Annotated in this window: 14 protein-coding genes and 2 rRNA genes; 15 read left to right on the forward strand and 1 reads right to left on the reverse strand. The window is 33.8% G+C overall.

Annotated features, from left to right (window positions below):
- The 15 genes from OFO00_RS07290 to OFO00_RS07360 all read left to right on the forward strand — a co-directional run.
- Positions 1-87 (forward strand): 23S ribosomal RNA (locus tag OFO00_RS07290); the annotation flags it as partial.
- 125 nt (positions 88-212) lie between these two features.
- A 5S ribosomal RNA gene (gene rrf / locus OFO00_RS07295) occupies positions 213-331 on the forward strand.
- A 275-nt stretch (positions 332-606) separates the two neighbouring features.
- Complete coding sequence (locus OFO00_RS08055) at positions 607-1,050, forward strand: ComEA family DNA-binding protein (RefSeq protein ID WP_442867914.1); 444 nt, start codon at positions 607-609, stop codon at positions 1,048-1,050.
- Between the two features lie 345 nt (positions 1,051-1,395).
- A complete protein-coding gene (locus OFO00_RS07305) occupies positions 1,396-1,683 on the forward strand; it encodes a type II toxin-antitoxin system RelB/DinJ family antitoxin (RefSeq protein WP_270865488.1) in 288 nt (95 codons plus the stop codon).
- Position 1,684: 1 nt separating this feature from the next.
- Positions 1,685-1,960: a type II toxin-antitoxin system RelE family toxin gene (locus OFO00_RS07310; protein WP_270863498.1), complete on the forward strand. Its 276-nt coding sequence runs from the start codon at positions 1,685-1,687 to the stop codon at positions 1,958-1,960.
- Positions 1,961-2,030: 70 nt separating this feature from the next.
- A complete protein-coding gene (locus OFO00_RS07315) occupies positions 2,031-2,216 on the forward strand; it encodes a hypothetical protein (protein WP_270865489.1) in 186 nt (61 codons plus the stop codon).
- A 156-nt stretch (positions 2,217-2,372) separates the two neighbouring features.
- Positions 2,373-2,930 carry a hypothetical protein gene (locus OFO00_RS07320; protein WP_270865490.1) on the forward strand — a complete coding sequence of 186 codons (558 nt, stop codon included), beginning with the start codon at positions 2,373-2,375 and terminating at the stop codon, positions 2,928-2,930.
- 336 nt (positions 2,931-3,266) lie between these two features.
- On the forward strand, positions 3,267-5,666 hold the full coding sequence (locus tag OFO00_RS07325; RefSeq protein WP_270865491.1) for an AAA family ATPase: 2,400 nt from the start codon (positions 3,267-3,269) through the stop codon (positions 5,664-5,666).
- Positions 5,667-5,914: 248 nt separating this feature from the next.
- Entirely contained in the window at positions 5,915-6,649 is a 735-nt protein-coding gene (locus OFO00_RS07330; protein ID WP_270865492.1) for a hypothetical protein, read from the forward strand.
- Between the two features lie 2 nt (positions 6,650-6,651).
- Positions 6,652-7,668, forward strand: a complete 1,017-nt coding sequence (locus OFO00_RS07335; protein WP_270865493.1) for a DUF1848 domain-containing protein — start codon at positions 6,652-6,654, stop codon at positions 7,666-7,668.
- A gap of 13 nt (positions 7,669-7,681) precedes the next feature.
- Positions 7,682-10,771, forward strand: a complete 3,090-nt coding sequence (locus OFO00_RS07340) for an ATP-dependent DNA helicase (protein WP_270865494.1) — start codon at positions 7,682-7,684, stop codon at positions 10,769-10,771.
- Between the two features lie 136 nt (positions 10,772-10,907).
- Positions 10,908-11,282 (forward strand): 30S ribosomal protein S12, encoded by a 375-nt coding sequence (gene rpsL, locus OFO00_RS07345; protein WP_270859212.1) that lies wholly within the window; start codon positions 10,908-10,910, stop codon positions 11,280-11,282.
- A gap of 74 nt (positions 11,283-11,356) precedes the next feature.
- On the forward strand, positions 11,357-11,827 hold the full coding sequence (gene rpsG / locus OFO00_RS07350) for a 30S ribosomal protein S7 (protein WP_270859211.1): 471 nt from the start codon (positions 11,357-11,359) through the stop codon (positions 11,825-11,827).
- Positions 11,828-11,836: 9 nt separating this feature from the next.
- A complete protein-coding gene (gene fusA / locus OFO00_RS07355) occupies positions 11,837-13,912 on the forward strand; it encodes an elongation factor G (protein WP_270862327.1) in 2,076 nt (691 codons plus the stop codon).
- 203 nt (positions 13,913-14,115) lie between these two features.
- Positions 14,116-14,643: a hypothetical protein gene (locus OFO00_RS07360; RefSeq protein ID WP_270862328.1), complete on the forward strand. Its 528-nt coding sequence runs from the start codon at positions 14,116-14,118 to the stop codon at positions 14,641-14,643.
- A gap of 141 nt (positions 14,644-14,784) precedes the next feature.
- Here OFO00_RS07360 and fldA read toward each other — a convergent pair whose 3' ends face one another.
- The gene (gene fldA, locus OFO00_RS07365; protein WP_270862329.1) at positions 14,785-15,276 is read right to left on the reverse strand and encodes a flavodoxin FldA; all 492 of its coding nucleotides are present in this window, start codon (positions 15,274-15,276) and stop codon (positions 14,785-14,787) included.
- Positions 15,277-15,278: the final 2 nt, after the last annotated feature.

The raw sequence follows: 15,278 nt of genomic DNA on the forward strand, positions 1-15,278 counted from the left end.
AGAAAGACTATCTGTTTGATAGGCCGGATGTGTAAGTGATGAAAGTCATTTAGCTGACCGGTACTAATAGCTCGTTTGCTTATCTTTTTAAGCATTACTTCCTTGTTAAAGGTATTAGAAATCCTTTGACAATATGGTAAAAGATTTTATTAGGCTTGATGACTTTTGCAGTGTTAAAAAAGCAAACTTACAAAGTTTCCTTTTTTAACACTGTCCGTGACTATACAGATGAGGAAACGCCTTGCTCCATACCGAACCAAGAAGCTAAGCTCATCATGGCTGATGATACTCTCCGTTACTCGGATGTCGGGAAAGTAGGTCGTTGCGGACTTTGTTTTTATTCTTTATGCTTTTTTAAATCAATTAAAATTTTATATCAATCAAATTTTAAATCAATTACAATGAAATTTTTAAAATTTTACTTGTAGTTTTTAAATTTTAAAATTCCAGATTCTATAAATTTTATCTTTAAATTTAAAATTTCACTTTGCGAATTTAACTTTATCGCTAAATTTTTAAATTATTCTTATCAAAATTTAAAAAAATTATTAAATTTTAAGTGGCTTAAATTTAGAATTATTTCTCAAATCAATTAAAGGAGAAAAAATGAAAATCTTTAAAATCCTATCAACAACCGCAATCTTTGCAAGCCTAGCTTTCGCTGGGATTAACCTAAACACCGCTACAAAAGACGAGTTAATGGCACTTCCTGGCATTGGCGAAGCCAAAGCAGAGGCTATCATCGAATACAGAAAAAGCAATAAATTCAACTCAATCGACGAGATTAAAAACATTAAAGGTATCGGCGAGAAGCGCTTCGAGGCTATCAAGGACGACCTAACTCTCACCGGCAAGACAGATACTAGCGATCTAAAATCTACCGTGAAAAAAGAAAAAGAAAAAGCCACAAAAAAAGCCGATAAAAAAGTCAAAAAAGAGATTGTGGATTTAAAAGATAAAGCCAAAAATACAGATACAGCCAAAAAAGCCAAAAAAGCAAAAGATACAGCAGACGAAGTCAAAAAAATCAAAAAAGCTGTGAGCGAGTAGGAAATTTAGAATTCATAAATTCTGCAAAATTTTCAAATTTCCAAATTTACGCTATGGGTTAAATTTTAAATTTAGCCCATAGCTTGAAATTTGAATTTTAAAATTTCTCATATTTTGTTATTGTAAGGAGCTATGCAATGGGCATGTAATCCAATGTGGCGGTTTTTGTAACCGAAATTTTATATCTTTATATCGGAATTTCGCTTTGTCTTTTAGCCACCGGTGGCGGACGCTTTGCGATTATTAAAGACTGAATTTATAATTTATTTTGACATTTCTTATTTGTATGAATTAAAAATATGATATAATACAAAATCAATCAAATTTCATACAAAAGGATTTAAAATGGCTACAAGTTTAATACAATTAAGAGTAGATGAAAAATTAAAAAAACAAGCAGATGAGTTGTTTGCTGATTTGGGACTTGATACTACAACGGCTCTTAGAATATTTTTAAAACAAGCTTTAAAAGTAGGCGGTTTGCCGTTTAAAGTTTTAAAAGAAAAACGAGATGGCTATTCGCTAGATGAAGCCCCGAGTATCAAAGAAATAAGAGCCGAAATTCAAAAAATGCCAATATCGGAGCAAGAAGCATTAAGAGCAGAAGTTAGAGCCGAAATGTTTGGTGAATAAAATGTATAAAATCAGACTTGTAAAAAAAGCAGACAAACAACTTACAAAAATTAAAATTGGTGATAAAAAAAGTGCAGAGCGAATTGTGATATTTTTGGAAGAGCTTGAAAAAATAGAAAATCCATTTGCGTTGAAAAACTGTGGCAAAATGGAAGGATACGAAAATCGCTGGAAATGGTATGTAGGAATTCATTACCGAGTAATCGGCGAAAAACACGATGATATACTGACAATCGAAGTTATTGAAATCACAACAAGAGAAAATGCGTATAAGTAAAATTCACAATGGTTTGTAATTGCGTTTTTTTTGATACAATGCCGAGTTTATAACATAACAAAGGATAAAAATGAAAAAATTTGTATTATTTAGTTTAATATTTGCAATAATGTTTGCAGACGAAGTTTCAAATTTAGAAACTTCTTGCGAAAAAGGCGACGGTAAAAGTTGCTATGAGCTTGGAATTTTGCACGGACAAAATAAAAAGGTAAAAAATGCTAGTAATGAAAATTCTATTGTCTTACGAAGCCGATAAACCTTAAAATTCCAAAAAAATTAGCTATATGCAAAGCCAAAATACTATAACAAATCTACTTCTTAAAAATTTTTAAGCATATATCTATATATATATCTGTATAATTCGTAAATTTCAATGAAAATTGTAAAAAATTTTATTATTTAGGAGTAAGTTATGGCAACTACATTAAATGAAATCAGAAATTATTACTTCAACGCAATGGGTCGTGGTTTGATGGAAATTAGCAATGGCGATCCTGATCCTGATCAATTAATTCTTACTAATTTTGTGGAATCATCGCCAGTTAAGACAATCGGTCACAATATTCAGACATATAATGATGGTACGATTGTTAATTTTAGATTGAAGCCACTGTTAGTGGGTATGGAACCTATCAAAATAGATAAAAATGCAAAATATTTTAATTTCATAATACAAGAACTTTTCGAATTGAACTCCCACTATGCTTGTGGTGCATGGGAGATTAATAGAGCTGGGGACCTTAATTATAGAGCGATGATTATTTTGGAAGATAATCCACTTACATTTAACCTTTTTAAAAGTGTCTTAGACTTTGTTATGGATTCGGTTGCCGATGTTAACAAAATTCTATATATGTTAGAAACAGGCGAACCAGTGCCTGAAAATTTTGATAACTCGTTTAAAATAGATAGAGGAGATGAATATAATTTTGCTTTCCCTACAACAGAGGAAGATGAATCTTCCATTTAATGAGAAAAATTTATGACAATAAAGGATATTTTTTTAGTGGCGAAAGCCATTGCAATTTTAAAACAAAATAAGGAAATTAGTAAAACTACCTTTTTTGAAGCTTTAAATCATTTTTACATAAAAAATGGAAAATTTTTAAAGCTTCTTAAAAGTCAGGGTTACGAGCCAAAAGAATTCGAAATAGAAATTAATAGAAATAAAATTCTGGAAGCTAAATATAGTGGCGAAGTAAATTTTACCCAAGAAATAATAGCTATAAGAAGGCTTTTTTTAGAAAATAATTTCTATATAGAAAAAACCGACATAGGAACCTTGAAGTCTAATACAAAGAGCCTTTTGGCTAAAATCAAGGATACAAAAGTCAAGCTAAAAGATAGAATTTTTTCGCAAGATATGGCAATTGATGCGGTTATGAGCAAGATAGCTGGGGTAAGCTCGAAAAATGCTAATTCTATAAGAGGAATTTTCTTTTTTCTAGGACCACCGGCTACTGGTAAAACCGAGCTTGCGAAGACTTTAAAGGATTTTTTTGACGGATATAGATTTAAAGAGTTTAGCATGGCGCATTATAAACATGAAGACGATGCTAGCTTTAAACTAGTCGGTTCAACGCCTGTGTGGAATAGAGCAGCCGAGGGCGAACTAACTAAATTTGTAAAAGAAAATCCAAGGTCTATAATCTTATTTGATGAAATTGAAAAAGCCTATATAAATGTCCAAGATATATTTTTAGATATTCTTGGAAGTGGTTTTACGAGAGATCAATTTAGCGATGAAGAGATCGATTTTAGGGAGTGTATTTTTGTATTTACCTCAAATGTCGGAAGTGAGCTTTATCGAAACGAAAGTTTCTTGAAACTTTTGGATGAAAATGCTAAAAACGCCGAGGATATGATTTTAGAAAAATTATCTTCCGAACACAATTATAGAGGGGAAAATTTATTCAAACCTGAGTTTTTATCTCGTATCTCTCAGGGCGAGATTGTGCTTTTTAATAAGCTAAATTACGAAGCTTATGAAAAAATCGCAAAACTTATCTTGGATGATAAGATTGCAAATTTTGAAGAAAATTTTGTAAAGATTAAATTTAATGAAACAGCAAAAAAAGAGCTAATTAAAATTTTAATCTTAAATATGCTTCCGTCATTTGATGCAAGAGGGCTAAAATCTAAATTTTCGCAAAAAATGTTTAAGCTTTTGCAAGATCGTTTGATAGATAGATTAGATCTTGATATCAAAGAAATTTGTATTAGTGTCGAGCAAGAGCTTATCAAATCGATTGATAAAATTCTAGAAAATACAACGATTGATAAGTTTATAAATGATTGTTTTAGAAAAAATCAAACAGTTGATTTAAAGCATAGCATTGATGTAAAAGACGGAATTTTAAATTTAACCTATAAAAATGCCGAGCTCAAAAAACTACCCAAATCAAGCGATTTTGGAGGGGGAGTTGGTTCGATTTTAGTCGATTTGCCAGATACTTGTTTTGAGGATATTGCAGGACACAATAAGGTTAAGGCTAGACTAAAAGAGATTACAAGGCTTTTATTAAACAAAGAAGAGCTCAAAAAATATGGAATTCACGCTCCGCGCGGAATGCTTTTGTATGGACCTCCTGGGACTGGTAAAACAATGCTTGCAAAGGCGTTTGCACATGAGGCTGATTTGCCTTTTATCCAGACGACTGGAACTGAAATTTTAGATATCGAAACCATGCAAAATGTCTTTAAAAGAGCAAGAGAGTATGCACCTTCTATCATATTTATCGATGAAATCGATGTTTTCGGTAGTAGAGAAGATGGAACGAGATTTGATGTGCAGATAAATCAACTCTTAACTGAAATCAATGGATTTTCAGACGGGGCTGACATTTTTATCATAGCTGCGACAAATTTGCCAGAAAAACTAGATCCAGCCATTACTAGAAGCGGTCGCATTGATTTAAAGGTTGAGGTTGGAATGCTAGACCCAGAAGCTAGGGGTTATTTTATCGATAAAATTTTAGAGCTCCCAACAGCTGGTAAAATCGATAGAGAAAAACTTATCAAATTTAGTTCGTTTATGAGTGGTGCCGATCTTTCCAAAGTCAAACGAGAAGCTTCGTATGAGGTCATAAAACGAGGTCTTGACGGAATTTCGCAAGAAATTCTTTTAGAGCAGATAAATACCGTGAAATATGGCGAAAAAATATCTAGTAAAAGTATCCAAGATGAGCTTAGTGCCACAGCATATCACGAAGCTGGGCATGCTGTGATTTCGCACTTATTGCGTCCTGAGATTAAAATCGAGCAGATTACGGTTATGCCAAGGGGCAAGGCACTTGGATTTGTTTCCTATAACCAAGATGAAATGCAAACTAGTAAAAGCTTTGAGGACATAAAAAACGAAGTTTTGATTTGTCTAGCTGGTAGAACTGCCGAGAAAAAAATCAGTGGCGAAAAGGGCATAAATAGCGGGGCTTCAAACGATTTAGAAAGAGCAACAAATTTGTTATTTTGGGCTACTAAAAATCTCGGCATGGGCAAATTTGGCTCGTTAAATTTAGCCAACCAAAGCAAAACTGGCTATATAGCGGAGTTAGCCGAAAAAGAAGTTTTAGAACTTATGGCAGAACTTAGCAAAAAATGCGAAGCATTAATCGAAGAAAACTGGGATAAAATCGATAAAATCGCAAAAACTCTTATAGAAAAAGAGATGATTGACGAGAGTGAATTTTTAGAAATTTTAAAATAGATGTAGTCATAACTTAAAGCAACAAAAGTAGCTTTAAGACAAGTAGGGTGGGCGTCCTTGCCCACCAAAATCAAAAATTTTTAGCCACTGGTGGCGGAAAATTTGCGATTATTAAAGACTAAAAAAATTATTGAATTTATAATTCAAATTTGATAAACTTCAAAACTAAACATAAAAAGCGTTGAGTTTTGATTTAAGGCTGTATTAAGCCTTTTTAAATTTGTGAATAGTCAAATAAAAGGAATCTAATGACATATAAAAAAGCTATAAAAGATTGTAAAAGTTTTAAAGACATTATAAAATGGCACGAGAAGAATATCCCAGGAGATTTGGCTACCTACTGCACAAATCGCGGAGAGAATATTTTAGAAAATGATACACAATTAGAAGCCTATATGCGGGATTATGGCAAGATGCATAAGCAAAAACTCGATTTCGCTCTTAAAAAAGGGTGGAAAGATACTTTTGATAATTGTAAAAGCATAAATGTGATTGATTATGGTTGCGGGCAGGGTATCGGGACTGGGTGTTTGATAGATTTTTTACAAGATAAAAATTTATCCATTTCTGCTAAACTTATAGAAGCTTCGAAAAAAGCTCGCGATAGGTGTGAAATAAATTTAAAACAGATTTCACCAAATACCAAATTTGAATTTATTCAGAAAGAATTTACAAATATTACAAAAGAAAATTTAGAATTTAGCGAAATTGCCGATTTAACGGTGCATATTTTTTCAAATGTTATAGACTTAGACGACAGTGTTTTTAATATAGAAAAAATTACTCAAACGATTAAAAATGCGATTAGTGGGCGAAATTTATTTATTTGTGTTAGCCCGGATATTAAAGATTATAAGCGAAAAGATAGAAATAAACGGTTAGATGACTTTATAAGTAAATTTATTACAAGTAATTTTGAAAAATTTAAAATTTCAGGCAATAAAATTTACGGATATGGTTTTGAATATTCATCAAAAGAATAGAAATGAGTTGGGAAAATAAAAAAATCATAATAAACGGCGAAGCGATAAATGCTTTATCTCCGATTATTATTTCTGCTTCTAGGGCTACTGATTTACCTGCGTTTTACGCTGATTGGTTTGTAAAGTCCCTTGAAAAAGGTTATTGCGAGTGGAAAAATCCATTTAACGGCAAAATTCATTATATTTCATTACAAGAAGTCCAAATGGCAGTGTTTTGGAGCAAATTTCCAAAAAATATTTTTAAATATTTAAATTTTATAGAAACCAAAATTCCAAATTTTTATTTTCAATATACTTTAAATGATTACGACGCCGAAAAAATAGAAAAAAATGTTCCGATTTTGGACACAAGAATAAAAGCTTTTAAGGAGCTTTCAAATTTGATAGGCAAAGATAGAGTTATTTGGCGATTTGACCCGCTTGTTTTAGGCGGTGCATTAGATATAAAAACCTTGCTTTTACGCATAGAAAATATAGCAAATGAGCTTGTAGGTTATACGGAAAAATTAGTTTTTAGCTTTTTGGATTTGTATGAAAAAACCCGTCGAAATTTGCAAAATGAAAATATAAAATTCAGCGAGTGGAACGAAGAGCAGATGAGTGAGTTTGCTATGAAATTAGCTCAAATGAATTCTCAAAAATGGAATTTTAAACTTGCGACTTGCTCTGAAAAGATAGATTTTAGCGAATTTGAGATTTCGCATAACAAATGTGTAGATGACGAGTTGATTTTGCAAATTCTTGCCAAAAAATATGAAAAAACAGGTGGGAAATTTGAAAAACTGGCAAATTTTTTGGGCTTTAAATATAGCCAAAATTTATTCGGCGATATTTTTGAAAAGATAAATGAAAAAGATTTAAAAGACAAAGGGCAAAGGACGGAGTGTGGCTGTATAATGTCAAAAGATATAGGATTTTACAATAGCTGTCCGTTTGGCTGTGCGTATTGCTACGCTAATGTTTCGCCAAATTCTGCTATGCAAAATTATAAAAAAATTCAAACCGAAAATGGTTTTTGATAAAGGATAAAATATGGAAAATTTAGAAATAATTAATGCGGAGATTGAAAAATTAATAGATGAAAATTCATCGTCGCAAGAGGATTTTTTAAAAAAAATGCAAGAGCTTTTTAGAGCTTGTTTGAAACATATAACAGGCAAAAAATTTAACATAGATTTTTATGAAGCTTTGCCTGAAAAATTGCAAAAAGATTTTAGATTTTTAAAGACACTTTATATGTATTATCTTGGTAGTTATAAATATGATAAAAAATTTGACGAAGAAGATACAGACGCAGCTGCAATAGAAGCAAATGCATATGGCGAAAAAGATGAAAGCAAGGGCGATGCAAATGAAAATAAAAGCAATGATATTAAATCATATATCGCTAAAATTTATCCTCAGTTAATAGAATTTAAAAATTTACTCAAAGATAAATGCGATATAAATATACTTAATAACATAGAAATTTTAAAGCCAAAAATAAATAAAAATTTGCAAAAGTATTACGAAAGTGTTTTTGAAAAACTGCAAATTCCAAGCAAGATTAAAACAGGACGGCAATATTATCTCACTAAACAAAAGGCTATCGTTTTAAACAACAATAAAATAATTTATGAAATTTCTCTTGTTAAAGCAACAGACGGTGCTAGCAAATTTAATCGTTTCATAGCTTTTAGTAAAGATAGGATTAATGATAATTATGCCTTAAATATCGCACTAAGAGCTGATAGCGTTGAAGTAAATGGAAAATCTATGCCGATTTTTGTAGTTGTTTGGCATAAGGTTGCTATCAGAACTTGTGAATTTAATAATTTTATTAGATTATTTGGTTTAGGACTAAAAATAGATAAAAAAGAAAAAAATAGAATTAATAATTATATGACTGAATATGGGGTAAGTTTATTTGATATTATCAAATTTAGCGATACAAAATATAATGAATTTGCAAATATAATTGAATATGGAAATGTGGGTAAAAGTCGTAAAATAGATGATCTAAATTTTATAAAACCAATATTGGAAAAATGTCGAGAGAAAATTAACAGAATGACATATTACTACGAAGAAGAAAAAGAAAAAGCAAAACTAAAAACAGGAGAAAAAATTATGTTATCGTATTTGCTTTATACGATGAAGAATAAGGTTCTAAAAAATCAACGAGACGATCGGGGGGAAAAGATAAAAAAAATGACCATATTTGATAACATATTTCATGAAATAAAATTCGATTATTTTAATCTTGTTTATTTTAATTCTGACAGTCTTCCTTTTAGACTAGCCCCATTTTGTATGAATCCAGCTGGACAAGGAAGCGAAACTAGGCTTATAGATTTGCTTCAATGTTTAATTTCAGGAGGCAGAGAAGATGAATTTTTATATAATCGTTTGTTAGAAAATACTGAAAAATTTGGTAAATTATATACAAACGAAAAATGTTTGCAAGATTTTTTGGATGAAAAAGATGTGCAAAATTTTACGAAATGGAATTTAAAATATCTTGAAGAAAAATTTAATAAAAAAGAGCTTTTTGAAAAAATAGACCATTATAACGGAAGCTATTTTATTGTATCAAAAGAAGATGAAATAGTTGAAATTATTACAAAACTTCAAGAAAAAGTAAAGCAAGGTGGTATTTCTGATTACACACAAAAAGCAACTAAATGGCTAAAACTTCATAAAGAAGAATTAGATGAAAAAGATGAAAATGGTAATAAAAAATGTAGTGATGAAAAACAAGAAATTATAAAATATTTATTTGACAAGTCAAAAGTCGTCTTTATTTATGGCTCTGCCGGAACTGGCAAAAGTGAGCTTATGAAACATATTTCAAATTTACATAGCGATGAAAAACAAATTTTTCTAGCACATACGGCTTCGGCAGTTCAAAATTTAAGAGATAGAATACCAAAGGCAAAAAATAACGCTAGAACATTAAAATCATTTTTATATAAATATAGATATAGATACATACCAGAATATTTTGACATTATATTTATCGATGAGTGCAGTATGGTTAGCAATTATGATATGCTTGAATTTTTAAATAAAAATGCATTTAAAAAACTTGTTTTGGTCGGAGATGATTATCAAATAGACGCTATACAATACGGCTCTTGGTTTGATATGGTAAAAATTTTCTTACCTATATTAAAAAAGGATAAGATTAGGAAAGATAAATTTAGCCAAAAAAATTCTGTTTGTCAGTTTGAATTAACCAAAACTTTTAGGGTAGAAATAGGAAGTGAAGAATTATTGGATTTTTATAAAGATGTTAGAGAAGCCAAAACAGAACAAGCTAAAACAAAACAACCCAAAAGAGATATTTTAAAAGCTAGTTTAAATGGAAGCGGAAAATATAGTAAATATTTTTTTGATTTAGATAAAAGCAGAGATAAAATTTTTGAAAAACAAGATGAATTAGATGAAATTTTACTTTGTCTAAATTACGACGGGCTTGATGGGATAAATAATATGAATATGTTTTTGCAAGTAAAAAATCAAGGTAAATCTTGCAAAATAGGTGTCTTGGAATTTAAAGAAGGAGACCCTGTTGTATTTGTCAGTGGAAATCGTTTTCTTAAAAATGAAGAAAACGAAGATATTTTGCACAACAATCTAAAAGGAAAAATAGTAAAAATTTCAGAATTGTCAAATAAAATATGCTTTGATATAGAAGTTAATAAAATTTTTGAAAATAAACAAGTCGGAAAGATATTGTCAAAGGCAAAAATAGAATATAATCAATGGGACGAAAAAGATAAACTAAAATTATTGGAAATTAAAGAAAAAACTTCCGTGATAAGATTTTATGAACCAAAGAAGACAAAAGTAGATAAAGACGGTGGTGGCGATATGCCGTTTGCACTGGCTTATGCTATATCTATCCATAAATCACAAGGCTTGGAATATGATAAAGTAAAAATTGTTATACCAGATGAAGCAAAAAATTTAATAACCCATAATATTTTTTATACTGCTATTACAAGAGCAAAGAAATATTTAGAAATTTATTGTTCAAAAGAGACTATGGAGCATATCATAGACAACTTCGGCAGAGATAGTATAAAAGCTGACGCTGCAATGCTAATCAATCGTGGAAAATTGGAGTTTTGTTATTAATCCGTATTATTAAGGTTGCAATATTTTGCAACCTTTATTTATAAATTCTACCTTATTTTCAACCACATTTAAGTAATTTTTTTGTAAAATCAATCTCTTTTTTATTTAATAAATTTTTTGATGAAAGGAATTTACTGTGCCAACCATAAATCAATTGGTCAGAAAAGAGCGCAAAAAAGTGACTGTAAAGTCAAAATCACCTGCGCTAAAAGAGTGTCCTCAAAGACGCGGAGTTTGCACCAGAGTTTATACAACAACTCCTAAAAAACCAAACTCAGCTTTGAGAAAAGTTGCCAAAGTAAGGCTAACAAGCGGTTTTGAAGTCATCAGCTATATCGGCGGTGAAGGTCATAACCTACAAGAACACAGCATTGTTCTAGTTCGCGGCGGTCGTGTAAAAGACTTACCGGGTGTTAAATATCACATTGTTCGTGGTGCGCTTGATACCGCAGGTGTCGCAAAAAGAACAGTTTCTAGATCTAAATACGGTGCTAAACGCCCTAAAAAATAGTTTAGCTAAGACAGATTTAACCCTTGGTTTTGGTTAAATTTGAGTAAAATTTTCAAATTTGAAGGAATAATAAAATGAGAAGAAGAAAAGCTCCCGTAAGGGAAGTTATGCCTGACCCAATTTATGGCAACAAAGTAATCACTAAATTTATTAATTCACTTATGTATGACGGCAAAAAAAGCGTTGCGACTGAGATTATGTATGGTGCGCTTGATTTAATCGACAAAAAAGGCGGCGAAGCCAAAGGTATCGATGTTTTCAACGACGCTATCGAAAATGTAAAACCACTTATGGAAGTTAAATCTCGCCGTGTGGGTGGTGCAACTTATCAAGTTCCAATCGAAGTTCGCCCAGCTCGCCAACAAGCTTTGGCAATCCGCTGGATCATCACTTTTGCTAGAAAAAGAAGCGAAAGAACTATGATTGAGCGTTTAGCTTATGAGCTACTTGATGCAGCGAATTCAAAAGGTTCTTCATTTAAGAAAAAAGAAGACACTTACAAAATGGCAGAAGCTAATAAAGCATTTGCTCACTATCGCTGGTAGGAGAAAACTATGGCAAGAAAAACTCCACTTAATCGTGTTAGAAATATCGGAATTGCCGCTCATATCGACGCCGGTAAAACAACAACAAGCGAAAGAATTCTATTTTTCACAGGTATGAGCCACAAAATCGGCGAAGTGCATGAGGGTGCTGCTACTATGGACTGGATGGAGCAAGAGAGAGAAAGAGGTATTACTATTACTTCTGCTGCGACTACTTGCTTTTGGAACGATCACCAAATCAACCTAATCGACACCCCAGGCCACGTTGATTTTACTATCGAAGTTGAGCGCTCAATGCGTGTTCTAGACGGCGCTGTTTCTGTATTTTGTTCAGTCGGTGGCGTGCAACCACAAAGCGAGACTGTTTGGAGACAAGCAAACAAATACCAAGTCCCAAGAATTATTTTCGTAAATAAAATGGACCGTGTAGGCGCAAATTTCTTCAATGTCGAGCAACAAGTCCGCGATAGATTAAAAGCTACACCAGTTCCGATTCAAATTCCAATCGGCGCAGAAGACAACTTCAAAGGCGTAGTTGATTTAATCACTATGAAAGCCCTTACTTGGGACGATGCAAAAGGCCCAAGCGCACCAGAAGTAGGCGAAATTCCAGCTGAATTAAAAGAAAAAGCACAAGAATATCGCGACAAAATGATTGAAGCGGTTGCTGAGACTGATGAAGCTTTAATGGAAAAATATTTCGCAGGCGAAGAGCTAAGCGAGGCAGAGATTAAAGCTGGTATCAAAAAAGGCTGCCTAAGCCTAGCATTTTTCCCTATGATGTGCGGAACAGCTTTCAAAAACAAAGGCGTTCAACCACTACTTGACGCTGTCGTAGCCTATCTACCAGCTCCAAACGAAGTTCCAGCTATCAAAGGCGTTTATGAAGACGGAAGCGAAGCAGAAGTTCTATCTACTGATGACGGCGAATTCGCAGGTCTTGGATTTAAGATTATGACTGACCCATTTGTCGGCCAGCTAACTTTCGTTAGAATTTACCGCGGTATGTTAGAGAGCGGAAGCTATGTAATCAACTCTGGCAAAAACAAAAAAGAGCGTATTGGACGACTTTTGCGTATGCACTCAAACAAACGCGAAGAAGTCAAAGAGCTTTACGCTGGCGAAATCGGCGCGATTGTAGGCCTAAAAGATACACTTACTGGTGATACACTAGCTAGCGAAAAAGACAAAGTTATCTTAGAGCGTATGGAATTCCCAGATCCAGTTATCAGCGTCGCAGTTGAGCCAAAAACAAAAGCAGACCAAGAAAAAATGGGTATCGCACTTCAAAAACTTGCACAAGAAGATCCAAGCTTCCGCGTAGCAACTGACGAAGAGAGCGGTCAAACAATCATTAGCGGTATGGGTGAGCTTCACCTTGAAATCATTGTCGATCGTATGCTACGCGAATTCAAAGTCGATGCAGAGGTTGGCCAACCACAAGTCGCTTATCGCGAGACTATCCGCAAATCTGTCGAGCAAGAATACAAATACGCTAAACAATCAGGCGGTCGCGGTCAATACGGCCATGTATATTTGCGCTTAGAGCCATTAGAGCCAGGTAGCGGATATGAGTTTGTCAATGACATCAAAGGTGGTGCGATTCCAAAAGAATATATCCCTGCTGTCGATAAAGGCTGCCAAGAAGCTATGCAAAGCGGTGTTTTAGCAGGATATCCAGTAGAAGATGTCAAAGTTACCGTATATGACGGAAGCTACCACGAAGTCGATAGCTCTGAAATGGCGTTTAAACTAGCTGCTTCAATGGGCTTTAAAGAGGGCGCACGCAAAGCTGGTGCAGTTATCTTAGAGCCTATGATGAAAGTCGAAGTAGAAACCCCAGAAGAGTATATGGGCGATGTAATCGGCGATCTAAACAAACGCCGCGGCCAAGTAAATAACATGGGCGAACGCGGTGGAAACAAAATCATCGACGCTTTCTGCCCACTTTCAGAGATGTTTGGTTACTCAACTGACCTTAGAAGCCAAACACAAGGAAGAGCTACTTACTCAATGGAATTTGACCACTACGATGAAGTTCCAAAAAATGTAAGCGAAGAAATTATCAAAAAACGCAACGGCTAAAATTTAGCCCGTTTGATACTTCACACAGGGATTTGGCGAATTTGCCAAATCCCTTTTTTATTTCTGTAAATTTACCCTTTGAAATTTTAAACTCGTAGATTGACTTCGTTGCTTTGCTCCTTGCAATGATAATACTGCGTGAAATTTGCAAATTTAAACAAAAAACAGGTAAAATTCGGCGAATTTTAAAAAAAGGAAATTTTATGAGTTTTAAATTTAACGAGCCAGATATAAAAGCCTTAGATAGCGTTTTAAAGCCGTTTTCAAGCGTAGGAAAAGAGTGGATGCTAGTTAGCAGCGGCACTAGCGAAAAATACCCACACTACAACACAATGACCGCCTCATGGGGTGGATTTGGCTATCTTTGGGAAAAGCCAGTAGCGCACATCTACATCCGCCCGCAACGCCACACCTTCAAATTTAGCGAAAAAGGCGAGCTTATGAGCCTTTCGTTTTTTGAGCCTGGACATAAAAAGGCTCTGGCATATTGTGGCAAAATCAGTGGAAAAGACGAGGACAAGGCCGCAAATTGCGGGCTAAATTCGGTTTTGTTAGAGCGGGATTTAATCGGTTTTAAAGAGGCAAATTTGATACTAAAATGCAAAAAACTCTATACTTCGTATTTTAAAGAAGAGGATTTCATAAGCTCGCAAGAGCCTGAAATGTGGTACTCTAACAAGGATTTTCATAGAATTTACATTTGCGAAATTTTGGGATTTTACACAAAATAAATTTTAAAATTTAGGTTTAGAAGTGGCGAGATTTCGCCACTTTGGTTAAAATTGCGCCACTAAATTTCGCGGCGCAGTATCTTAAAAAGGCGCACAAAATTTTAAAATTTCGCGGCACAGTATCCCCCAAACTAGATAAATTTACGCCAAATTTGGCTTTATTTGCTCCACCCACGCGCTAATTCTAGAATCCGTCAAATCGCTTTGGTTGTCGTTATCTAATGCAAGTCCTACGAATTTGCCATCTTTTACGGCGTTGCTAGCGTCAAACTCATACCCCTCAGTGCTCACCGCGCCTACGATTTTTGCGCCTTTTGATGTGAATTGTTCGTATAATTCCGCCATTGCGTTGCAGTAGGCGTCCGAGTAGCTAGCACTATCGCCCATGCCAAAGATCGCCACAGTTTTGCCTGTAACTTCAAGAGCGCTAAAATCGAAGCTCGCCCAATCGTCCTGCAACTCGCCGTCGTTCCAAGTCGAGCTTCCTACGATGAGCGAGCTGTATTTGCCAAGCTCGCTAGGGGCGATATCGGCGACATTTACGACCTCATTTTCTATGCCAAGTTGCGCTGAAATCGCCTTTGCGGCGTCCTCTGTGTTGCCCATAGAGCTACCAAAAATAATTCCTACCATGT

Origin of the sequence: Campylobacter sp. VBCF_04 NA7, from assembly GCF_027737405.1 — a bacterium.
GTDB lineage: Bacteria > Campylobacterota > Campylobacteria > Campylobacterales > Campylobacteraceae > Campylobacter_B.

Coding starts and splice junctions, on each gene's coding strand:
- OFO00_RS07305 (WP_270865488.1), top strand. CDS start 1,396: ATGGCTACAAGTTTAATACAATTAAGAGTAGATGAAAAATTAAAAAAA.
- rpsG (WP_270859211.1), top strand. CDS start 11,357: ATGAGAAGAAGAAAAGCTCCCGTAAGGGAAGTTATGCCTGACCCAATT.
- OFO00_RS07330 (WP_270865492.1), top strand. CDS start 5,915: ATGACATATAAAAAAGCTATAAAAGATTGTAAAAGTTTTAAAGACATT.
- OFO00_RS07335 (WP_270865493.1), top strand. CDS start 6,652: ATGAGTTGGGAAAATAAAAAAATCATAATAAACGGCGAAGCGATAAAT.
- fldA (WP_270862329.1), bottom strand. CDS start 15,276: ATGGTAGGAATTATTTTTGGTAGCTCTATGGGCAACACAGAGGACGCC.
- fusA (WP_270862327.1), top strand. CDS start 11,837: ATGGCAAGAAAAACTCCACTTAATCGTGTTAGAAATATCGGAATTGCC.
- OFO00_RS07315 (WP_270865489.1), top strand. CDS start 2,031: ATGAAAAAATTTGTATTATTTAGTTTAATATTTGCAATAATGTTTGCA.
- OFO00_RS07360 (WP_270862328.1), top strand. CDS start 14,116: ATGAGTTTTAAATTTAACGAGCCAGATATAAAAGCCTTAGATAGCGTT.
- OFO00_RS08055 (WP_442867914.1), top strand. CDS start 607: ATGAAAATCTTTAAAATCCTATCAACAACCGCAATCTTTGCAAGCCTA.
- OFO00_RS07320 (WP_270865490.1), top strand. CDS start 2,373: ATGGCAACTACATTAAATGAAATCAGAAATTATTACTTCAACGCAATG.
- OFO00_RS07310 (WP_270863498.1), top strand. CDS start 1,685: ATGTATAAAATCAGACTTGTAAAAAAAGCAGACAAACAACTTACAAAA.
- OFO00_RS07340 (WP_270865494.1), top strand. CDS start 7,682: ATGGAAAATTTAGAAATAATTAATGCGGAGATTGAAAAATTAATAGAT.